14 protein-coding genes are annotated in these 22,567 nt (G+C 68.4%); 6 read left to right on the forward strand and 8 right to left on the reverse strand.

Annotated features, from left to right (window positions below; genetic code table 11):
• Positions 1-146: 146 nt before the first annotated feature.
• The gene (gene thyX / locus Q4F04_RS05625; RefSeq protein ID WP_303368856.1) at positions 147-1,052 is read right to left on the reverse strand and encodes an FAD-dependent thymidylate synthase; all 906 of its coding nucleotides are present in this window, start codon (positions 1,050-1,052) and stop codon (positions 147-149) included.
• Between the two features lie 378 nt (positions 1,053-1,430).
• Here thyX and Q4F04_RS05630 point away from each other — a divergent pair, with 378 nt between their 5' ends.
• Positions 1,431-1,853: a VOC family protein gene (locus tag Q4F04_RS05630; RefSeq protein WP_303368857.1), complete on the forward strand. Its 423-nt coding sequence runs from the start codon at positions 1,431-1,433 to the stop codon at positions 1,851-1,853.
• Positions 1,854-1,857: 4 nt separating this feature from the next.
• Here Q4F04_RS05630 and Q4F04_RS05635 read toward each other — a convergent pair whose 3' ends face one another.
• On the reverse strand, positions 1,858-2,259 hold the full coding sequence (locus Q4F04_RS05635) for a winged helix DNA-binding protein (RefSeq protein WP_303368885.1): 402 nt from the start codon (positions 2,257-2,259) through the stop codon (positions 1,858-1,860).
• Positions 2,260-2,440: 181 nt separating this feature from the next.
• On the reverse strand, positions 2,441-2,731 hold the full coding sequence (locus Q4F04_RS05640) for a succinate dehydrogenase assembly factor 2 (RefSeq protein WP_303368858.1): 291 nt from the start codon (positions 2,729-2,731) through the stop codon (positions 2,441-2,443).
• A 75-nt stretch (positions 2,732-2,806) separates the two neighbouring features.
• Between Q4F04_RS05640 and Q4F04_RS05645 the strand changes: the two genes are divergently transcribed.
• The 3 genes from Q4F04_RS05645 to Q4F04_RS05655 are packed head-to-tail and all read left to right on the forward strand — an operon-like array spanning position 2,807 to position 6,027.
• The gene (locus tag Q4F04_RS05645; protein WP_303368859.1) at positions 2,807-4,021 is read left to right on the forward strand and encodes a pyridoxal phosphate-dependent aminotransferase; all 1,215 of its coding nucleotides are present in this window, start codon (positions 2,807-2,809) and stop codon (positions 4,019-4,021) included.
• Between the two features lie 44 nt (positions 4,022-4,065).
• Entirely contained in the window at positions 4,066-4,449 is a 384-nt protein-coding gene (locus tag Q4F04_RS05650) for a host attachment family protein (protein ID WP_303368860.1), read from the forward strand.
• 45 nt (positions 4,450-4,494) lie between these two features.
• Complete coding sequence (locus tag Q4F04_RS05655) at positions 4,495-6,027, forward strand: phospholipase D family protein (protein WP_303368861.1); 1,533 nt, start codon at positions 4,495-4,497, stop codon at positions 6,025-6,027.
• On the opposite strand, the gene Q4F04_RS05660 is transcribed toward Q4F04_RS05655, so the two are convergent.
• The gene (locus Q4F04_RS05660; RefSeq protein WP_303368862.1) at positions 6,024-8,150 is read right to left on the reverse strand and encodes a malate synthase G; all 2,127 of its coding nucleotides are present in this window, start codon (positions 8,148-8,150) and stop codon (positions 6,024-6,026) included. The genes Q4F04_RS05655 and Q4F04_RS05660 overlap by 4 nt on opposite strands.
• A gap of 102 nt (positions 8,151-8,252) precedes the next feature.
• On the opposite strand from Q4F04_RS05660, the gene Q4F04_RS05665 reads away from it, so the two are divergent.
• The gene (locus Q4F04_RS05665) at positions 8,253-9,083 is read left to right on the forward strand and encodes an IclR family transcriptional regulator (protein ID WP_303368863.1); all 831 of its coding nucleotides are present in this window, start codon (positions 8,253-8,255) and stop codon (positions 9,081-9,083) included.
• A gap of 48 nt (positions 9,084-9,131) precedes the next feature.
• On the opposite strand, the gene Q4F04_RS05670 is transcribed toward Q4F04_RS05665, so the two are convergent.
• From Q4F04_RS05670 to Q4F04_RS05685, 4 genes are all read right to left on the reverse strand, one after another.
• Positions 9,132-9,947, reverse strand: a complete 816-nt coding sequence (locus Q4F04_RS05670; protein ID WP_303368864.1) for an NAD(P)-dependent oxidoreductase — start codon at positions 9,945-9,947, stop codon at positions 9,132-9,134.
• The gene (locus Q4F04_RS05675) at positions 9,944-10,771 is read right to left on the reverse strand and encodes a glycosyltransferase (protein WP_303368865.1); all 828 of its coding nucleotides are present in this window, start codon (positions 10,769-10,771) and stop codon (positions 9,944-9,946) included. The genes Q4F04_RS05670 and Q4F04_RS05675 overlap by 4 nt, the downstream gene beginning before the upstream one ends.
• On the reverse strand, positions 10,771-11,985 hold the full coding sequence (locus tag Q4F04_RS05680) for an NAD-dependent epimerase/dehydratase family protein (protein ID WP_303368866.1): 1,215 nt from the start codon (positions 11,983-11,985) through the stop codon (positions 10,771-10,773). Before Q4F04_RS05680 ends, Q4F04_RS05675 begins: the two co-directional genes overlap by 1 nt.
• A gap of 144 nt (positions 11,986-12,129) precedes the next feature.
• A complete protein-coding gene (locus Q4F04_RS05685) occupies positions 12,130-13,797 on the reverse strand; it encodes an alpha-D-glucose phosphate-specific phosphoglucomutase (RefSeq protein ID WP_303368867.1) in 1,668 nt (555 codons plus the stop codon).
• A 166-nt stretch (positions 13,798-13,963) separates the two neighbouring features.
• Here Q4F04_RS05685 and Q4F04_RS05690 point away from each other — a divergent pair, with 166 nt between their 5' ends.
• Entirely contained in the window at positions 13,964-22,504 is an 8,541-nt protein-coding gene (locus Q4F04_RS05690; RefSeq protein ID WP_303368868.1) for a glucoamylase family protein, read from the forward strand.
• Positions 22,505-22,567: the final 63 nt, after the last annotated feature.

The following is a 22,567-nucleotide window of genomic DNA, read 5'->3' on the forward strand; positions in this document are numbered from 1 at the left end:
AGTTTGAATCATGCCGCCAGCCGCCGCTCAAGCAAGTTTATGGGTCCTGACCCTAGGCACACGCTCCACCAACTGCGCAATGCTATCCCAAGCCAACTTGCGTGCCAGAACCTCATATCTGTCCGGCACGATAATTTGATTGATACTCATCCCCAAACCCCCTCGAACTCCCGCCACTCGCCCTTGCTCATTCCGCTGGTCTCCTGCGTGACCGTCTCGCCGGCCAACCGCCGCTTCAGCACGTCCACGGCTTTCCCGGACAGGGACACCCCACCCAACCGGTAGTCCTCGAACGCGGCGTAAGCCAGCGGCACCCAATCCCTCACAATGCGGCACATCGCCTCCGCATAGACGCGAATCTCATATTGCGCATGGGCGTCCGCGCGCAGGCGCAGGAAGTGGAACAGGTTGTGCAGGTCGGTCTTCCAGTACCACTGGGTATAGATGTTCGCGGGCAGGTTCATCCGCGCAAGCTCGCGGGCGAGGCCCTGCTGGCCGTCCTGCGACAGCATCCCCTCGTAATGGTCATAGGACCGCATCGCGTCCTCGCGCAGGATGTCCAGGACGCGCTGCGCCTCGTCGCCCGACAGCACCGCGCCACGGCCCTGGTTGTTCACCGTGGACTGGGCGGCAAGCTGCTCGGGCGCGGGAATGTAGAACTCGCGGTCGAGGATCGAGTAGCGGGCGGAATATTCGTTCACGTTCGCGGTGCGGTGGCGGATCCACTGGCGGGCGACGAAGACCGGCAGCTTGACGTGGAACTTGACCTCGCACATCTCGAAGGGGGTCGAGTGCCAGTGGCGCATCAGGTAGCGGATCAGCCCCTCGTCGTTCGACACGGCCTTGGTGCCGCGCCCGTAGCTGACGCGCGCCGCCTGCACGATAGCGGAATCGTCGCCCATGTAGTCGATGACGCGCAGAAGCCCGTGGTCCAGCACCGGATGGGCCACATACAGGTGCCGCTCCATCCCCTCGCTGACTGCGCGCAGGGTCGGACGCGGGGTGGCGCGGGCCTCGTCGATCTCGGCTTGCTGTTCGGGGGTCAGGGGCATGGCGTCCTCTCGGCTTGTCTTTCTCCGTTCCTAACGATCCGCACCGCTGCGTACCACCATCGGCGATCAGGCAAGACCATAAGAAAGCCCGATCTGGAATGCACCCGAGCCGTAGAAGGGATCGAAGGGATAGGGTCTTGATGGATCGAGATGCCGGGGGCACACTTGCCCCCGGCGAGGATGTTTTCACATCATCGTCTTCATCAGCTTCGCCAAGGCCAGCATGACCGTTAGCGCGAAGATGAGGAGATCGAGGCCATGGGTAGCAAACATGGTCTTCTCCATAGTGCGAGGGGATTCGGTGTCCCCTCGCACATCATGCGGACTAAACCGGCCACGTGCCACCATTGCCGCTGCACCAACGACGGGAGAAGCACGATGCGTTATCTGCATACCATGGTCCGCGTGAAGGATCTGGAGGCCAGCATGGGTTTCTACCGCCTACTGGGCCTTGAGGAGGTCCGGCGGGTGGAGAACGAGAAGGGCCGCTATACGCTGGTCTTCATGGCCCCGCCCGGCCAGCCCGAAACGCCGGTCGAGCTGACCTTCAACTGGGACGGCGACGAGGGCCTGCCCTCGGACAGCCGCCACTTCGGGCATCTCGCCTATGAGGTGGACGACATCTACGCCACCTGCCGGCACCTGATGGACAGTGGCGTGACGATCAACCGCCCGCCTCGCGACGGCCACATGGCCTTTGTCCGCAGCCCCGACAACGTCTCGATCGAACTGCTGCAGAAGGGCGACAGCCTGCCGCCGCAGGAGCCCTGGGCCAGCATGGACAACACCGGCCACTGGTGAGGGGTCAGTAGATGTAGCGGATCTGCTCGGCCCAGAAACGTTCGACCCGGCGCCATTGCAGGTTCACCTGCGGCAGCGGCGGGTCGTCCAGGATGCCCGAAGCCTCCAGCCCCATGACATGGCGCAGGAACATCTGGCCGACGATCTCGCGCACTTCCTCTCCCCTAGGACTTAGCCGCACGCGGACAGACCGCCGGTCGCTTTCGCATCGCTGGTGGGTGACATAGCCCATCTGCACCAGCTTCTTGAGATTGTAGCTGACGTTCGAGCCCTGATACATCCCGCGCGACCGCAGTTCGCCCGCGGAAACCTCGGCCCCGCCCAGGTTAAACAGCAGCAGCGTCTGAACCGGGGTCAGGTCGTCGCGCCGCAGGCGCTCGAATTCATCCTTGATGAGGTCCAGCATCAGCCGGTGCAGCCGGTCGAGGATCTGGATGCTTTGCAGGTAAGGTTCCAGCAGGTCCGGTGGGCTGTAATCCGGCGGCGGAAGCGGCGTGGCAGAAGGGCGCAGCACGGCGAGTCGGGTCATCGGTATCTTCCGTATGGCGTCTTTCCCGCCACAGTGACACCGACCTCCCAAGATTCGGTTAAGCGCCGCGGATTTCCCGCAGCCGGCCCCTTGCATGGGCCGCGACCCGGTCCAGCATCGCCGCATGGTCCTTTGGCCCCGCCGTCCCGCCCGACAGCCGGGCGGTGATCCAAGGGTAAAGGTCCTGGTCGTTTTCCTCCAGCAGCCTCTCATAGGCGTCGAGCGCATCGGCATCCATCCTGGCCAGTTCGGCCTCGGCGAAGGGGCCGAGGATCAGGTCCATCTCGCGGGTGCCGCGCCGCCAGCTTCGCATCGTGATCCGCTTCAGCCGGGCCTCGTGATCGTCCATCCGCTTTCCCCCCGCGCTTGCAGCCACGCTGTCTCACGCCTATCACCACCCCGTCCCAAGCCCCGGAGCGCGTCGATGAGCTTTCTGTCGCAGACCCTGTCCCGCGTCAAACCCTCGCCCACCATCGCCATGACGAACCTGGCGCGCGAACTGGCCGCCGAAGGGCGCGACATCGTCAGCCTGTCGGCCGGAGAGCCGGACTTCGACACCCCCGCCCATATCCGCGAGGCCGGCAAGGCCGCCATCGACGCGGGCCATACCCGCTATACCGCCGTGGACGGCATCCCCGAGTTGAAGCGGGCCGTGGCCGACAAGTTCCGGCGCGAGAACGGGCTGGACTACACGCCCCAGCAGATCACCGTCGGCACCGGCGGCAAGCAGATCCTGTACAACGCGCTGATGGCGACGCTGAACCCCGGCGACGAGGTCATCATCCCCGCGCCCTACTGGGTCAGCTATCCCGACATGGTGACGCTTGGCGGCGGCACGCCCGTGATCGTCATCGGCGGCCTGGAAAACGGCTATCGCATCACGCCGGACCAGCTTGAGGCGGCGATCACGCCCAAGACGAAATGGGTGATCCTGAACTCGCCCTCGAACCCCACGGGCGCAGGCTATGGCGAGGCCGAGATGCGCGGCCTGACCGACGTGCTGCTGCGCCATCCCCATGTGTGGGTGCTGGCCGACGACATCTACGAGCATCTCGTCTATGACGGGTTCCGCTTCGTCACGCCCGCTCAGGTGGAACCGAAGCTGATGGACCGCACCCTGACCATGAACGGGGTCAGCAAGGCCTATGCGATGACCGGCTGGCGGATCGGCTATGGCGCGGGGCCGGTGGAACTGATCAAGGCGATGGCGAATGTGCAGGGGCAATCGACCTCGAACCCCAGTTCGATCAGCCAATATGCGGCGCTGGCCGCGCTGACCGGGCCGCAGGACTACATCGCGGAAAGCCGGGCCGTCTTCCAGCGCCGCCGCGATCTGGTCGTCTCGGGCCTGAACCAGTGCGAGGGGATCGACTGCCCTGTTCCGCAGGGGGCCTTCTACGTCTACCCCTCGATCGCCCGCCTGATCGGACGCCGCACGCCCGAGGGCAAGGTGATCGCCGACGACCGGACCTTTGCGATGGAACTGCTGAACGCGACCGGCGTGGCCGTGGTCTTCGGCGAGGCCTTCGGCCTCTCGCCGCATTTCCGCATCAGCTATGCCGCGTCGGACGCGCAACTGAGCGACGCCATTGCCCGCATCCGCGGCTTCTGCGGCGGGCTGCAACAGGAACCGACGTGACGGGCGGGCGTTCTCACCGGGAATAAACCCGAGAGGACAAGAACATGCTGTCTCGTGATGCGCTGGTCGTCGTTGCCGACGGGAAAAAGGCCGTGCTGTTCCGCAACACCGCCAAGTTCAGGATCGAGCTTGAGGAGGTCGAGCGGATCGGCCCGGCCAACCTGCAGGACGAAAGCCAGGGCCGGCAGCCCGAGGACACGTCCCCCCGCGACGAGGACGAGGCGACATTCGCCAAGCAACTGACCGAGCGGCTGAACCTGATGGTGCTGCAGAACAAGGTGCAGGAACTGGCGATCATTGCCGATCCCAACACGCTTGGCGTCATGCGGAAGAACTATCACAAGATGCTGGAACAGAAACTCGTCAAGGAAGTCGCCAAGACGCTGACCGCGGCCTCGGCCGACGAGATCGCCCGCGCGCTGGCCTGACCGCAGGGAACGAAACGCCACGGCGCCGCGGCGCGGATCATCGACATGGAGCTTGCGGCCCTTTTCGTCATCGTCCCGGCGGTCGTTCTGGGCGTCCTGCATCTTCATTACCGCCCGCCCTCGCTGAAGGGCCGCCGCGAAAGTCGGGCCGTGCCGCTGTCGGATGCGACCACGCTGGGCCGCATGGTGCTGGCGCATGGCGGCGCAAGGTCGAAAGTCAGCGGCGTCGCGGCGCTGCATGACGGGCTGGACGCCTTCGGCGCACGCATCTCGCTGATCCGCGAGGCGGAACGGGCGCTGGACGTGCAGTATTACATCTGGCAGCGCGACCTGACCGGCCTGGTGCTGCTGGACGAACTGCGCCGGGCCGCTGAACGCGGCGTCCGCATCCGGCTGCTGCTGGACGACAACGGCATATCCGGGCTTGACGCCGACCTCGCCGCGCTGAACGCGCTGCCCGATTTCGAGGTGCGGCTGTTCAACCCCTTCATCCTGCGACGGCCCAAGCTGCTGGGATACCTGTTCGACTTCCGACGCCTGAACCGGCGGATGCACAACAAGCTGATGATCGCGGATGGCGCCGCCGCGATCCTCGGCGGGCGCAACATTGGCGACATCTACTTCGCCTATGGCGAGGGGCCGCATTATCTTGACACCGACGTGCTGGCGCTCGGACGAGTGGCGATGGATGCGGGCGAGGATTTCGACCGCTACTGGGCCAGCGGCTCGGCCTATCCCGCCGAACTGATCCTGCCTCTGCCGGGCGCCTCCAGCGCGCGCGACGATCTGCAGGCGATGCTGGCCGACGCGGGCGCCTTGGCTTACCGCCAGACGGTCGTCACCCGGCCCCTTGTGCATGACATGATCGAAGGACGGCTGGCGCTGGACTGGGTGCCGGTCACACTGATCAGCGACGATCCCGCCAAGGGGCTGGGGCGGCACCGCAACCGCGACCTGATGTTCGCGCAACTGATGCGGATGATCGCCAGCCCCGACCATTCGGTGGACATCATCTCGGCCTATTTCGTGCCGGGCCGCCGCTTCACCCAGCGGCTGAACCGGCTTGTGGCGGAAGGGCGGCAGGTCCGCATCCTGACGAACTCGCAGGAGGCGACGGACGTGCTGGTGGTCCATTCGGCCTATGTGAAATACCGCCCCGCCCTGATCGACGGCAGCGTGCGGCTGTACGAGTTGCGCGCCACCCGCGAGCTGCCGCGCGAGCCGAGGACGCCCGGCACCTCGACCCGCGCGAGCCTGCATTCCAAGACCGTCTGCGTGGACCGGGACCGCATCTTCATCGGCTCGTTCAACTTCGACCCGCGCTCGATCATCTTCAACACCGAGATGGGGGTGATGATCGACAGCCCGCGCCTTGCCTCCGAGGTCAGCCGGGGGCTGGACGCGGTGCTGCCGCTGGTCAGCTACGGCCCCCGCCGCGACGCGAGGGGACGGCTGGTCTGGCACGAACCGGCGGTGGACGACCCCGGGACCGTCCACCGCCGCGAACCCGGCACCAATTTCGCGCAGCGCGGGCTGTTGTGGCTGATCGGCCGGTTGCCGATCGAGTGGCTGCTTTAGGCCGCGGCCTTGGCCGCCCGGCGCGCGGCGTGCAGCAGCGGTTCCGTATAGCCCGAGGGCTGCGCGGCCCCCTTCAGGATCAGGTCGCGCGCCGCGTTGAAGGCGGGGCCGTCCAGCGCCGGGGCCATCGCTCTGTACAGCGGATCGCCCGCGTTCTGGCGGTCCACCTTCTCGGCCATGCGGGCCAGCGAATCCTGCACTTGGCGTTCGGTGATGATCCCGTGCTTGAGCCAGTTCGCCAGATGCTGGGCCGAGATCCGCAGGGTCGCCCGGTCCTCCATCAGCGCAACGTCCTCGTAGTCGAGGACTTTGGAGCAGCCGATCCCCTGGTCCACCCAGCGCACGACATAGCCGAGGATCGACTGGCAGGAGTTGTCGATCTCATATGCGACCTCGTCGGGCGAAAGGTTCGCGCCCCCCAGCAGCGGCGGCGTCAGCAGTGCATCCAGCGAGGGCTTCTCGCGCGAGCGCAACTGCTCCTGCACGTCATGCACTGAGACTTGGTGGTAATGCGTCGCGTGCAGCGTGGCGGCGGTAGGCGAGGGCACCCAGGCGGTGTTCGCGCCCGCCTGCGGATGGGCGATCTTGGCCTTGAGCATGTCGGCCATGTCGTCCGGCTTGGCCCACATCCCCTTGCCGATCTGGCCCCTACCGGCCAGCCCCAGCGCAAGGCCGGTGTCCACGTTCCCGGCCTCATAGGCCCCAAGCCACGCCTGGTCCTTCATGCGACCCTTGGGCACCATCGGCCCGGCTTCCATCGAGGTGTGGATCTCATCCCCGGTCCGGTCGAGGAAGCCCGTGTTGATGAAGACCACCCGGTCCTTCACCTGCTTCAAGCAGGCCGCGAGGTTGGCCGAGGTCCGCCGCTCCTCGTCCATCACCCCCAGTTTCACGGTGTTGGCAGGCAGGCCGAGGATGCGTTCCACCCCGGCATAAAGCCGCTCAGCGAAGGCCACTTCCTCCGGCCCGTGCATCTTGGGCTTCACGACATAGATCGAGCCGGTGCGCGAGTTCCGCCTGGCCTGCAGGTCATGCACCGCGGCGGCGACGGTCATCAGGGCGTCCATGATGCCCTCGGGCGTCTCCTGCCCGTCCAGCATCACGGCGTCGGTGGTCATCAGGTGGCCCACGTTGCGGACCAGCAGCACGGCGCGGCCGGGATGGGTGACCTCGTTCCCTTGGCGGTCGGTGTAGGTCACGTCAGGGGCCAGTCGGCGCGTCATCTGCCGCCCGCCCTTCTCGAAGGTTTCGGCCAGATCACCGCGCATCAGGCCCAGCCAGTTGCGGTAGTTGGAAACCTTGTCCTCGGCATCGACGGCGGCGACCGAGTCCTCGAAGTCCTGAATGGCGGTCAGGGCGCTTTCCAGGATGACATCCGAGATGCCCGCCTTGTCGTCGCGCCCGATGGGCGTGCTGCGGTCCACCTTCAGCCGGATCAGCAGCCCGTTCACGCGTAGGAACACGTCCTCGCCGCTGGTGCCCGCGAATTGCGCCGGATCGGCAAGCGAGGTTTTGCCCGCACCGGTGGACAGGACCAAACGGCCGCCCTCGGCCTTCATGCCCGTGATGTCGACCCAAGAGGCGCCGTCCAGCGGCGCCACGGAATCGAGGTGCTTGCGCGCCCAGGCGATCACCTGCGCGCCGCGCCCGGCATCATAGCCGCCCGGAGCCGCCTTTCCCGGCAGCGCGTCGGTGCCGTAGAGCGCATCATAAAGCGAGCCCCAGCGGGCGTTCGCCGCGTTCAGGGCAAAGCGGGCATTGCTGATCGGGACGACAAGCTGCGGCCCCGCGACCTGCGCCAGCTCGGGGTCCACATCGGTGGTGCCGATGGTGAAGGGCGCGGGCTCCTCCACCAGATAGCCGATCTCGCGCAGGAAGGCGCGGTAGGCCTCGGCGTCATGCGGCTGGCCGCGGCGCGCGCGGTGCCAGTCGTCGATCTGCGCCTGCAGCTCGTCGCGCCGCTGCAGCAGGGCGCGGTTCTCGGGGGCAAGCTCGCGCAGCAGGGCGGCATAGCCTTTCCAGAAGGCGTCGGGCGTGACTCCGCCCGTCAGCAGGTCCGTTTCGACCAGCTCGGCCAGAGGGGCCGCCACCTGCAAACCGGCGCGCTCAACGTGATCGGTCATCTTCAACCCTCCATCAGTGCAGCAGGATGGATAGCAGGCCGACTGGAAAAACGTGACAACTCCGGCGATCTTTTCCATCATGCGGCAAACGGAGGAAGACTTATGGCGGAGAGTGGGGTTCAGTCGGTCAGCCGCGCGCTGACGCTGTTGCGGCTGCTGGCGCAAGGCGACGGCAGCCGGCTGAGTGACCTCGCGCGGGCGGCGGGGTTGCCGGTGTCCACCGCGCATCGCCTGCTGACGACGCTGGAGCAGCAGGGTTTCGCGCAGTTCGAACCCGCCGCCTCGGCCTGGCACGTAGGGCGCGACGCCTTTTCCGTGGGCATGGCCTATGGCCGCAGGCTCAGCTTCGTGGCGCCTGCCCTGCCGCTGCTGCGCCGGCTGCGAGACGCGACGCGGGAGACGGCGAACCTCGGGATTCTGGACGACGACCATCTGGTGACGGTCAGCCAGGTCGAAAGCCGCGAGATCCGCCGGGCGCTGTCGCCGCCGGGGCGGCGGGTGCCGGTGTTTTCCTCGGCCATGGGCAAGGCGATCCTGGCCACCTGGCGCGACGAGGACGTGCTGGCGCTGGCCGACCGCGCGGGCCTGCCGCCGCTGACCTCGAAAAGCCTGCGGACGCGCGACGCGGCGCTGGCCGACATCGAGCGCACCCGCAGGCGCGGCTGGGCGCTCGACGACGAGGAGTTCAACCTCGGGATGCGCTGCCTTGCCGCCGTGGTGTGGTCGCCACTGGGCGAGGCCGCCTGCGCCATCTCGATCTCGGGCGCGGCGGGGCGGCTGACGGACGACCGGTTGGGGCCATTGGGGACACTGGTGGCGCAGGCCGCGGTCGAGCTGACCGCGCTGCTGGGCGGGGCCGCGCCGGATGCTGGGGCGGCACCGACGGACCGGGGGCCTTGCGACCCCCCTCGGGCTTCGCCCCTGTCTCACTGACAACGGTTCACTGGACCCGCCCAGGCATTTGCCAGCTCCGCGGGATAATCAAGAACTGTCCGAAACGACCATGCCCGGCAGGCTGTCCCGCAGCCTGGGCCAGCCGCCCGGCTGCCAGCCCATTGCGGCAAGGCGTTCGCAACTCATCACGGAAACGGCTGTGTCGGCGCGAGGCGGCGGCGGATGAGCGCAACCGGTCAGCCGCTGCACCTCGGCCAAAAGGTCATGGCGATCGAGCACGAGGTCCGAGGCGTTGAAGGCGCCGTGGCCGCCGTTTCGCAGCACCAGCAGGATCGCGGCGGCGAGGTCGTCGCCATGCAGTTCCGTCGCCCGGCGCGATGCGATCGGACGGCCTGCAAGATAATCCGCGAATAAGCCCGTCCACTTGTGCCCATTGCCCGGGCCATAGATGCCGGTCGCGCGGATGCTGGCCGTGGCAAAACCCTCGCCGTCTAGGATGGCAAGGCCCGCCTCGGCCTCTGCCTTCACTTGGCCATAGAGACTTTCGGGCGCGACAGGCGTGCCATCCGGCAGGGGCGTCCCTGCGGGCAGCGCATCATAGACGGCGCGGGATGACAGGAAGACCACCTGACCCACCCCCGCCGCCCTCGCCTGCTCGAACAGCCGCAGCGAGCCGTCCCGATTGAGCGCCACGAAACGCTCCGGGTCGTCGCCCTCGCCGCCGCGATACCTGCCGGGGACATGGGCGAAGGCGGCATGGACCAGCGCCGCGCAGCCTTCCAGCGGCGCGGGCTGGCCCAAGCGCCAGCCGGGCAGCGTCTCGACCTCGTGCCCCTCGGCCCGGAAGGCGCGGAGGAGGAAGCGACCGACGAGGCCGCTCGCGCCGGTCAGGGCGATCCTCATGCGGGATCGGACAGGCTGCGCGGGTCGGGCACCGGGCCGTCGCCTGCATAGGCGCGCCAGAGGTCGATCAGCGGGCGGACCCGGTCGGCCTTGGCGTGGTCCTGCCACGGCTTCTCATACTGGAAATGCAGGATCTTCACGTCCTGCCAGCGCCACAGGTCCGGCATGGCAAACCAGACATATTGCAGCATGTTGAAGAACACCGGCAGGCCGTGCCAGTCGGGGAAATAATGCTCAAGGAAGGTCTGGTCGGTCCGCCGCCAGAACACGCCCGGAAGATCCAGCTTCGCCAGCATGTCCTCGAAGGTCGCCTGCGAGGGGCGCGCCGTGAAGACGCCCGAGTTCATCCGGTGGAAATCCGCGAGGCTTTCATAGACATTCGGCGCGGCGCAGAACTGCGGATAGTCGAACAGCTTGTCCACGTTCTGCAGCACCAGCGCGTCTGCGTCGATGAAGACAACCCGCTCGTAGTCCAATTGCCACAGCCGCAGCTTGGCGAAGTTGTCCAAAGGCGTGTGGAAGGGTGGCTTCTCGCCCTTGGTGAAAGCCGCGCGGCCGTGCAGCGCGGCCTTCGCATGGGTCGCGTTGAACTCGGGAGAGGTCGGCAGCAACTCGCAGCGGACCAGCCGGGCGCCGAGGGCCGACAGTGGCGCAAGCCCAGCCTCGGCCACGTCGGTATGCAGGACGCAGATGTCCGCCTGCGTTCCCGACAGCACGATGGAGCGCACCAGCGCCTTCGCGCCCAGCGCATAGTCGGCGTTCGTCACCAGCGTGACAAAGGCGCGGTCGGACCGCGCGGGGCGGTCCGGCGTCAGGCCTTGCATCAGACGGCCTTGAGCTTCTTGCCCTCGGGGTCGTGGTCGACGCGCTTGGCGATGTCCTTGGTCCAGGCGCTGACGGCGGGCACACGCGAGCGGTCGATGCGGTGGGCATACTTGCGCGCCACGTCCACGACCTCGGCCAGCAGGCCCTCCTGCAGAGTGATCGGGTTCAGGCCCAGCGACAGGAACTGGTCGTTCTTCACGATCAGGTCGTTCTCGTCGGCTTCCTTGCGGGGGTTCGGCAGCATCCGCACCTCGGCCCCCGTCATCCGCGCGACCAGATGGGCGAGGTCGCGGACGCGGTGCGTTTCCGTCATCTGGTTGAAGATCCTGACCCGCTCGCCCGCCTTGGGCGCATCCCCCAGCGCGAGTTCAATGCAGCGCACGCAGTCCTGGATGTGGATGAAGGCGCGGGTCTGGCCGCCGGTGCCGTGGACCGTCAGCGGATAGCCGATGGCAGCCTGAATGAGAAAACGGTTCAGCACCGTGCCGTAGTCGCCGTCATAGTCGAAGCGGTTGATGAGCTGCTCATGCCGGCGGGTCTGGTCGGTGTGGGTGCCCCAGACGATCCCCTGGTGCAGGTCGGTGATACGCAGCCCGTCGTTCTGGGCATAGAACTGGAACAGGATCTGATCGAGGCTTTTCGTCATGTGGTAGACCGAGCCGGGGCGGGTCGGATACAGGATCTGCTGCGGCTTCTTGCCCGAAGGCGTGTCGATCTCGATATCCAGATAGCCTTCTGGGATCGGCGCCCCGACCGAGGAATAGCCATAGACGCCCATCGTCCCCAGATGGATCAGATGCGCGTCGATGCCCGTTTCCACCAGCGCCGCCAGCAGGTTGTGTGTGGCGCTGACGTTGTTGTCCACCGTGTAGACCTTGTGGCGGTCGGTCTTCATCGAATAGGGCGCGGCGCGCTGTTCGGCGAAATGGATCACGGCGTCGGGCTTGTGATCGGCCAGCCACTGCTTCAGCCGCTCGTATTCCTTGGCGAGGTTCAGCAGGTGGAAATGGATCACGTTGCCGCTTTCCTGCTTCCAGATGCGGCAGCGTTCCTGGATCGAATCCATCGGCGTCAGGGACTGCACGCCCAGTTCCGTGTCGATCCAGCGGCGCGACAGGTTGTCTACGATATGGACCTCGTGGCCCAGGTTGGACAGGTGCAGCGAGGTGGGCCAGCCCACGAAGCCGTCACCGCCGAGAACCGCAATCCGCATGACTCGTTCCTTTTTCCACAAGCGCGCCCGGTGCCGATTACAGCGCCGCCGGGACGCTGTCGAATGCCATATGGCGACAGGGTGACGCTTTCGTGACCCTCCGGCAAGGCCGGTCTGGTTGAAGGTTGTTGGTGCCGCCGCCGGTCAGGTCGTGACGTCGGGACGGTCGCGGCCCGTGTGTTCGCGGATCAGCGCCAGTTCCTCGGCTGCCGCGATCACGGGCGCCAGCGCCCGGTCGGGGTCGAGGTCATGGGGCTGGTCCGTCCCGGCATAGCGTTCCAGATAGACCCGCAGCGTCGCCCCTTCGGTCCCCGTGCCCGACAGGCGCAGCACCACGCGGCTGCCGTCCTCGAACATCACGCGGATACCCTGATGCGCCGAGGTCGAGCCGTCCACCGGGTCCAGATAGGCGAAATCATCCGCCGCCTGCACCCTCAGGCCCGCGAACACCTGCCCCGGCAGCGCGGCCAGCATCCCCCGCAGCCGGTCCACCAGCGCATTGGCGCGATCCGAGGCCACCGCCTCGTAGTCGTGGCGGCTATAGTAGTTGCGGCCGTATTCGGCCCAATGCGCCGTCATGATCCCGGCCACCGGCTGGCGGCGGACGGCAAGAATGTTCAGCCACAAGAGCACCGCCCAGAGCCCGTCCTTTTCCCGCACATGGTCGGACCCGGTGCCCGCGCTTTCCTCGCCGCAGATGGTGATGCGGCCCGTGTCCAGCAGGTTGCCGAAGAACTTCCAGCCGGTCGGCGTCTCGTGCATCTCGATGCCCAAGGCTGCGGCCACCCGGTCGGCGGCGCGGCTGGTGGGCATCGACCGGGCGATGCCGCTGATCCCCTTGGCATAGCCCGGCGCCAGATGCGCGTTCGCCGCCAGCACCGCAAGGCTGTCCGAGGGCGTGACATAGATCCCGCGCCCGAGGATCATGTTGCGGTCCCCGTCCCCGTCCGAGGCGGCGGCGAAGTCCGGGGCATCCGGCCCCATCATCAGGTCGACCAGATCCTTGGCCCAGACCGGGTTTGGGTCCGGGTGGCCACCGCCGAAATCCGGCAGCGGGACTGCGTTGACGACCGTGCCAGAGGCAGCGCCCAGCCGGCGCTCGATGATCTCGCGCGCATAGGGTCCGGTGACCGCGTGCATGGCGTCGAAGCGCATCGAAAAGCCCGAGGCGAAGAGCCGCCGGATCGCGTCGAAGTCGAACAGTTGCTCCATCAAGGCGGCGTAGTCGGCCACGGGGTCGATCACCTCGACCACCATGCCGCCAAGCCGACGCTCGCCCAGGGCCGACAGGTCAAGGTCCGGCGTGTCGAGGGTGCGGTATTCCGTGATCGCGCCCGTCCGCGCGAAGATCGCATCGGTCAGGGATTCGGGCGCAGGGCCACCGTTCGGGCCGTTGAACTTCATGCCGAAGTCCTCGTCCTCGCCGCCGGGGTTGTGGCTGGCCGACAGGATGATCCCGCCATCCGCGCTGCGGATGCGGATCAGGTTCGACGCGGCGGGGGTCGAGAGGATCCCCCCCTGCCCCACGATCACCCGGGCCGCGCCATTGGCGGCGGCCATCCGCATGATGGTCTGGATCGCCCGGTCGTTGAAGAACCGCCCGTCGCCGCCCAGCACCAGCGTCTTCCCGGCCAGCCCGCCGATGGCATCGAAGATCGACTGGGTGAAGTTTTCCAGGTAGCCCGGCTGCATGAAGACGCGGGTCTTCTTGCGCAGGCCCGAGGTGCCGGGCTTCTGCCCCTCGAACGGACGGGCCGTCACGCTGCGGATGTCGGTGGCCGGGGAAAGGGCAGGATCGGAAAGCGCGGTCATCGGGGACAATTCCTTGCGGCGTTCAGGCTGACAGCGGTGCCATAGCGCAGTTGTGACGGGCGCAACAGGGGCCCGCGGCAGGAGAAGCGCGCCGGGAACTCTGCCGCGGGCTTGTGCTTTCCCCAGCGCCGCCTAGGGTCGCAGGCACAATCAACCGGGACAGGACATGGCCAGACACAGATCACGGATCGCGCGTGGGCGTCGCCCCGAAGGCGGCAGGGCCTTCCTGGGCCTGCTGGCGCGGAATGGCGACCGGGACGGCGTGCGCGGACAGGGGCTTCCCTCGTCCTGGCCCGCGATGCCCAGGCCGATCCGGCGGGACATCTGGACCGGGCGGTCGCTGCACGACGCGGGGCGCGAGCTTGCCTCGACCCTGCGGCCGGATCTGGCCGACGCGCCCGAGCGGCCGATTCGGCGGCTGATCGACAACCAGGCCGCGATCCGGCGCAACTACCTGGAAACGGTCGCCGCCGATGAAAGCGACGAGGCGATCACCCCCGCCGCCGAATGGCTGATCGACAACCACCACATGGTCGAGGAAAACCTGCGCCAGTTGCGGCAGGCCTTCGGCCCCGACTTCCTCAGGCGCCTGCCCGAGGTCGAGCTGTCCGGCGGCGGCACCGCGCCCCGCAGCCTGGTGATCGCCTGGCTCTTCGTGGCGCTGACGAACTCGGAAATCACCGGCGACGGCCTGACCGAGTTCCTGCGCGGCTACCAGTCGGTCGCGGTGTTGGACATCGCCGAACTCTGGGCGGTGCCGACCTTCCTGCGCTATGTGCTGGTCGAGAATCTGCGGCGGCTGTCGGACCGGGTGGCGCAGGCCCGCGACCGCCGGGTGCTGGCCAATGCCATCGCCGACGAGCTGGCCGAAATCGAGGGCAGCCGCGCCGCCGCCGCGGTCATCGACCGCCATGGCGACCTTGTCATCGACGACACCGTGGCCGCACAACTGTTCTATCGCCTGCGCGACGGCGGCGCCGAGGCGCAGGCGGCGCTGAAGGCGCTGGAACGCCGGCTCGGCAGCGCCGGGGCAGGCGACCGCGCCGTGCAGGCCGAATATGCGCGCCAGTCGCGCGGCAACGTCACCGTCGGCAACATCATCCGCAGCCTGCGCCGCATGGGCGAGATCGACTGGCTCGACTGGTTCGAGGGCGTCAGCCACGTCGATGCCCTGCTGAGCCGCGCGACCGAGTTCGACCGGCTCGACCAGGCCACCCGCGCGGACTATCGCAGCGCCATCGAGCGGATCGCCCGCCGCTCGGACCTGACCGAGATGCAGGTCGCCCAGCGCGCCATCGACCAGGGCCGCGCCGACGCCTCGGCGCAGGGCGAGCCCGCCGGCAGCCGCACCGCGGTCGGCCATCTTCTGGTCGGGGCCCGGCGACGGGACTTCCGCCGGGCCTGCGGCTATCGCCCGCGCCCGGTCGAGCGCCTGGCGCAGCCCGCGCAGGGGGCAGGATGGTGGGTGCTGGCGCTGCCATTGCTGGCCATCACCGCGATGCTGGTGGCGACGCTGAGCCACGCGCTGCCCTCGTTCGGGCTGGCGGATTGGCAGGTGGCGCTGCTGCTGGCGCTGGCGGTTCTGCCCGCGTCCGACACGGCGATGCAGGCGATCTCGTTCATCGCCGCGCGGGTGATCCCGCCGCAGCGCCTGCCCGCCTATGATTTCCGCGCGGGCGTGCCGCCGGAATCGCGCACGCTGGTCGTCATCCCCGGCATGATCACCTCGGTCGACGCCATCGACGAACTGGCGGGCATGCTGGAATCGCACTACCTGGCGAACCCCCTGGGCGATGTCTCGTTCGCACTGCTGTCGGACTGGAAGGATGCCCCGACCGAGTCCCTTCCCGACGATGAGCGGCTGCTGGCCCATGCCCGTGCCCGCATCGACGCGCTGGCCGAGCGCTATGACCACGGCGGCATCCGGCGCTTCTTCCTTCTGCACCGCAGGCGCCAGTGGAACCCGTCGGAAGGCGTCTGGATGGGCTGGGAACGCAAACGCGGCAAGCTGGCCGAGCTGAACCAGCTTCTGCGCGGGTACGAGGGCACCAGCTTCCTGCCGACCGGCCCGACGCCCCCCGAGGGCATCCGCTATGTGGTGACGCTGGACAGCGACACCCGCCTGCCGCGCGACACCGTCAGCGCCCTGGCCGGCAAGATGGCGCATCCCGTGAACCGCCCCGTCCACCGCGAGGACGGGGTGGTGATCCGCGGCTACGGCATCATGCAGCCGCGCGTCACGCCCTCGCTGACGACGGGGGCCGAGGCCTCGGTCTTCCAGCGCATCTTCTCGGCCAACCGGGGGCTTGACCCCTATGTCTTCACCGTCTCGGACCTTTACCAGGACCTTGCCGGGGAAGGCAGCTTCACCGGCAAGGGCATCTACGACGTGGACGCCTTTGAACGGGCCATCGGCGACCGCATCCGGGAAAACGCGGTCCTGTCCCACGACCTGCTGGAAGGCAGCCTGGCCCGCAGCGCGCTGGTCACGGATGTCGAGGTGGTCGAGGACTTCCCCATCCGCTACGCCACTGAGGCCAGCCGCCAGCATCGCTGGACGCGCGGCGACTGGCAGTTGCTTCCGCTGATCCTTGATCCCCGCAACGGGCTGTCAGGGCTGTCGCGCTTCAAGATGGTGGACAACCTGCGCCGGTCGCTGGTCACGCCCTTCTGGGTCGCGGGTTCGGTCGCGGGCTGGCTGATGCTGCCGGGCGCCTATCCGATCCTGTGGCAGGCGGCGCTGATCCTGCTGGTGGCGCTGGTGCCCGTGCTGCAGATCGACATGCGGATCTTCCGTCCCGGCTATGGCGTGTCCTGGGACTATCACCTGCGCCACATGGGGCGCGACCTCATGACCTACATAACCCAGCTCGGCCTGCGCCTGGGGACCGCCGCGCACCGGGCGGTGGCCTCGGTGGACGCCATCGGGCGGGCGCTGTGGCGGATGTTCGTGAGCCGCCGCAACCTGCTGGAATGGCGCACCGCCCGCGAATTGGAGCGGGCGGCAGGCGACGGCGTCCGGGGCGAATACCGGCGCATGGCCGCATCGCCCGCCATCGGCGCGCTGGGCATCCTTGCCACCGCGGTCCTGAACCCGGTCGCGCTGCCGGTGGCGCTGGTGATCGGCGGCATCTGGATCGCCGCCCCCTGGATCATGGACCGCGCCTCGCGCCCCCTGGAAACCGAGGACCGGCTGATCGTCCCCCCCGCGGATGAAGCCGAGCTGCGCCGCATTGCCCGCCGGACTTGGCGCTATTTCGAGGCCTTCGTCGGCCCCGAGACGAACCACCTGCCCCCCGACAACTGGCAGGCCGACCCCGAGCCGAAGCTGGCCGAGCGCACCTCGCCCACCAACATCGGGCTTTACCTGATGTCGGTGATGTCGGCCCGCGACTTCGGCTGGATCGGGCTGGACACGGCTCTGGACCGCATCGACGCGACGATCTCGTCGATGGAACGGATGGCCCGCTTCCGCGGCCATTTCTTCAACTGGTACGACACCCGCAACCTTGCCGTTCTGCCCGCCCCCTATGTCTCGGCAGTGGACAGCGGCAACCTCGCGGGGCTTCTGATCGCGCTGTCGGCGGGGCTGCGGGTCTGGGCCGACGACGCCCCTTCGGTCCGCCGGCGGCGCACCGGTGGCCTCAAGGACGCGCTGGCGAACCTGGCGCTGGAACTCGACGCGCTGGGCCGGGGCCAGCGCAGCCTGCGCGACCTGCGCACGGCGCTGGACGGCGCCGTGGCGGGGATGCAGGCGGCGCTGGACCAGACCAACGGCAGCCCCGTCTCGGACCCGATCGCGGCTGCGCAACTGACCACCCGCGCCGCCGAGATCACCCGGCTTTCCGCCGAACTGGACGCCGCCACCCGGGGCGAGGCCGCCGAGGTCCTGGCCTGGGCGCAACTGCTGGAACGCGACGCCCGCGACGTGATGACCCCCGCCCCCGAGGGGCGCGAGGCGATCGAGGTCTTCATGCTGCGGACCCGGCTGCTGGCGGAACGCGCCCGGGCGCTGGCCTTCGGGATGGACTTCGGCCTGTTCGTGCAGAAGGACAAGATGCTGCTGTCGATCGGCTACCGGCCGCTGGACGACCAGCTCGACGAAAGCTCCTATGACCTGCTGGCGTCCGAGGCGCGGCTGACCAGCTTCCTCGCCATCGCCAAGGGCGACATCAGCAAGGAACACTGGGCGCGGCTGGGCCGCCCCTTCGCCACGGTCGGGCACCAGGGCGCGCTGCTGTCCTGGTCGGGCTGCATGTTCGAATACCTGATGCCGCCCTTACTGCTGAAGGAACGGCAGGGTGGCATCCTGAACCATTCCAACATGATGGCGGTGCAGGTCCAGATGGACTGGGGCCGGTCCCAAGGGCTGCCCTGGGGCATCTCGGAAAGCGCCTTCAACGCCCGCGACCGGCAGATGAACTACCAGTATTACGCCTTCGGGGTGCCGGTCCTGGCGCTGAAGCGGGCCTACGGTGAATATGTGGTGGCGCCCTATGCCACGATCCTGGCCGCCCAGATCCGCCCGCATGACGCCGCCCGCAACCTCGCCCGCCTGCGCGAGATGGGCGCAGAAGGCGCCTATGGCTTCTACGACGCCGTCGACTTCGCCCCTGCGCGCCTGCGCGAGGGCCGCAAGCACGAGATCGTCCGCAACGTCATGGCGCACCACCACGGCATGTCGATCATGGCCATCGCCAACACGGTGATGGACGGCATCCACCGCGAACGCTTCCACGCCGATCCGGTGGTCCGCGCCTCGGAACTGCTGCTGCAGGAAAAATCGCCGCGCGACATCACGCCGGTGACGCGCACCCCGTCCACCAGCGCGGCGGGCCGGCGCGGGACCGCGGGCAACGGCGACACGCTGACCGCCGTGGACGAACCCGCCCGCGCCGACCGCGAGGTCGCGCTGCTGTCGAACGGCCCCTTCTCGACGATCCTGTCCTCGACCGGCGCCGGGCGGTCGATGCTGGGGGGCGTGGCGCTGAACCGCTGGTCGCCCGATCCGACGATGGACGACGGCGGCATCTTCGTCTTCCTGCGCGACATGCAGTCGGGCGAATGGTGGTCGGCCACCCATTCCCCCTGCTCGGGCACCGACGAACGGTCCAGCGTCGTCTTCGCCGACCACAAGGCCGAGTTCCTCAAGACCGCCAATGCCATCGAAAGCCGGCTCGAGGTCATCGCCGCCGCGGGCGGCCATGCCGACGGGCGGCGGCTGACGCTGCGGAACCGCTCGGGGTCCGACAAGACGATCGAGATCACGTCATATGGCGAGATCGTGCTGGACAACCCGGCCTCGGACCGGGCCCATCCGGCGTTTTCCAAGATGTTCGTGCAGACGGAAATCCGCGACGGCGGCACGCTGATCGCCGCCGACCGGCGGCCGCGCGACCCCCGGGGCCGTTCGGTCCACATGGCCCATCTGGTCGCCGGACCCGAGGGCGCGATCACCCCGGGGGCCGAGGCCGAAACCGACCGCCGCGCCTTCATCGGGCGCGGGCGCAGCATCCGCGATCCCGCGGCACTCGACCGCGGCGCCACGCTGACGGGGGCGCAGGGTCATACGCTGGACCCGGTCTTCGCGATCCGCCGCCGGGTGCGGGTGCCCGCGGGCAAAAGCGTTTCGCTGGTCTTCTGGACGCTGATGGCCGACACGGCTGAGGAACGCGACCGCATGGCCGCGCATTTCGCCCGCCCTGCCGTCTTCGAACACGAGCTGCGGCTGGCCTGGACCTATTCGCAGGTCCAGTTGCGCCACCTGCACGTCACGCTGGACGAGGCCAAGCTGTTCCGCTCTTACGCCGCCCTGCTGGTCTGGCCCGACCTGCGCTTGGCCGCAACGCCCAAGCGGCGGACGGAACTGGGGTCGCAGTCGGACCTGTGGCCGATGGGCATTTCCGGCGATGACCCGATCCTGCTTCTGCGCACCGACGACGAGGCCGACCTGCCGATCCTGCGCGAGGTGCTCAGGATGCACGAGTTCCTGCGCCATCGCGGCGTGGCCCACGACGTGGTGATCCTGAACGAACGCGCGTCAAGCTATGTGCAGGACCTGCAGCACGCCATCCAGATGCTGGTCGACACCGCCTGGCAGGCCGCGGGGCCGGACGCCCCCCGCCATGTCCACGCGGTTCGCCGCGACCAGATCAGCAAGGCCAGCTTCGACACGCTGGTCTCGGCCGCGCGGATCATGCTGCACACCCGCAACGGGCGGCTGGCCGAGCAGATCGACCGCCTGCGCGAAGCGGTGCCCGCCGCCCTGCCCCGCAATCGGGCGCCGGTGCTGATCGACCGGCGCGACCCGAAGCCGGCCGAGCCCTCGACCTCGCCGCTGATGTTCTGGAACGGCTTCGGGGGCTTTGCGCCGGACGGGCGCGAATACATCCTGCGGCTGGGTCATGACCGCCCGACCCCGCACCCATGGATCAACGTGATCGCGCGCGAGGATTTCGGCTTCCATGTCTCGGCCGAGGGGGCGCCCTATACCTGGGCGGTGAACTCGCGCGACTACCAGATCACGCCCTGGTCGAACGACCCGGTGACGAACCGCCCCGGCGAGGCGCTGCTGATCCACGATCCCTCCACCGGCCGCACGGCGACGCCCTTTCTCGGGCTGTCGGACGATCCCGCGGCCGTCCACGAGATCGCCCATGGGCTGGGCTATTCCCGCTTCACCGCCGATTACGGCTGGGTGACGGTCGAGGCCGTCATGACGCTGGCCGAGGAAGCCCCCGCGCGGCTGACCCGGCTGACGGTCACGAACCGCAGCGGGCGGGTGCTGAACCTGCAGGTTGTCGCTTTCGCGGAACTGGTGCTGGGCACCGACCGCACCCGCACGGCCCCGATGGTGCAGACGTTCTTCGACCCGTTGCTGAACGCGGCCCTGGCGCGGAACGCCTTTTCGACCGAACATGCGGACCGGATCACGGCGCTTGCCTGCGACCGCCCGGCGGATGCCCATTGCGGCGACCGCGCGGGTTTCGTCGGCCGCTTCGGGGACCTGCGCCATCCCGCCGCCCTGCAATCATGGCCGCAGGAGGACGCGGCGGGCGATCCCTGCCTTGCCCTGCGCATCCCGCTGGTCCTGCAGCCGGGCCAGGCAGCCGAGACGACGCTGGTTCTTGCCAACGCCCCGCAGGACGACATCGGCGACGTGCTGCGCGAGGCGGCCGCGCCGGGCGGGACCGATCGGGCGCTGGCCGCGGCCCGCGCGGGCTGGGATCAGGTGCTGGGCCGCCTGCAGGTGCAGACCCCCGACCCGGCGCTGAACCTGATGGTCAACACTTGGCTGCCCTATCAGGCGCTGGCCTGCCGCATCCGGGCGCGGACTGCCTTCTATCAGGCCTCGGGCGCCTTCGGCTTCCGCGATCAGTTGCAGGACACCAGCGCCCTGATCCTGCAGGACCCGCAGCTCTGCCGCCGCCAGATCCTGAACGCGGCCTCGCGCCAGTTCCCCGAGGGCGATGTCCAGCACTGGTGGCTGCCGCGCACCGGAGCGGGCGTGCGGACGATGATCTCGGACGACGTGGTCTGGCTGGGCCATATCACCGCCCTTTACGTCGCGGCCACGGGCGACGGCGCGATCCTGGACGAGACCGTGCCCTTCATCACCGGCCCGGCACTGGAACCAGGCGAGCATGACCGCTTCTACCAGCCCCAGCCTGCGGGCGAGGAAGCGCCGCTCTATGAACATTGCGCCCGTGCGCTGGACCTTGCGATGGCGCGGACCGGCGAACATGGATTGCCGCTTATCCTCGGCGGTGACTGGAACGACGGCATGAACCGCGTGGGCGAGGAAGGGCGTGGCGAAAGCGTCTGGCTGGGCTGGTTCCTTTGCGACACCATCGCCTCTTTCGCCCCCCTTGCCCGCGCCCGCGGCGACGATGCCCGCGCCGCGGCCTGGGAGGATCATGCCCGGCGGGTGGCGCAGGCGCTGGACGATGCCGGCTGGGACGGCGCCTGGTATCGCCGCGGCTTCTTCGACGACGGCACCCCGCTTGGTTCGGCAGGCAGCCCGGAATGCCGCATCGACAGCATCGCGCAAAGCTGGGCGATGATCTCGGGGGCGGGCCGGGCAGACCGGGCGCGGGACGGCGTCAACGCGGCGCTGGCGCAGCTCTTCAACCGCAACGGCCAGCTTCTGCAACTGTTCACCCCGCCCTTCCAGAACACCGAGGCCGAGCCGGGCTACATCAAGTCCTATCCGCCGGGCGTGCGCGAGAACGGCGGCCAGTATACCCATGCCGCCGCCTGGATGGTCTATGCGCTGGCCCGCAACGGCGACGGAGACCGCGCCCACCACCTGCTGAGCGCGCTGAACCCCATCAACCACGCGCTGGACGCCCGCTCGGCCGAGATCTACCGGGTCGAGCCCTATGTCGTGGCCGCCGACGTCTATGCCGCCCGCGACAAGATGGGACGTGGCGGCTGGACCTGGTACACGGGCTCGGCCGGCTGGCTTTACCGTGCCGCGGTCGAGGGCCTGCTGGGCATTCGCCGCCGTCCCGAAGGCATCGAGATCAACCCGAGCCTGCCCGATGACTGGCCGGGCTTCACTGCGGCTTTCTCGATCGGAGGGGCGTCCCATGAGGTGGCAGTCACGCGGCAGGATGGCGAGATGAGGGTGACGATGGACGGCCGGCCCGTGACGAACGGGCTCGTCTCCCTGCCCGGTCCTGCCGATGCAGGAGTGCCGGACTGAGATCAGCGGCGGCGCGACAAGCGCCGCCGCGGGTTCCCGTGACAGGCCGCTGGCCGCGCCGCG

The sequence above is a fragment of the Paracoccus sp. (in: a-proteobacteria) genome, from assembly GCF_030536915.1.
GTDB lineage: Bacteria > Pseudomonadota > Alphaproteobacteria > Rhodobacterales > Rhodobacteraceae > Paracoccus.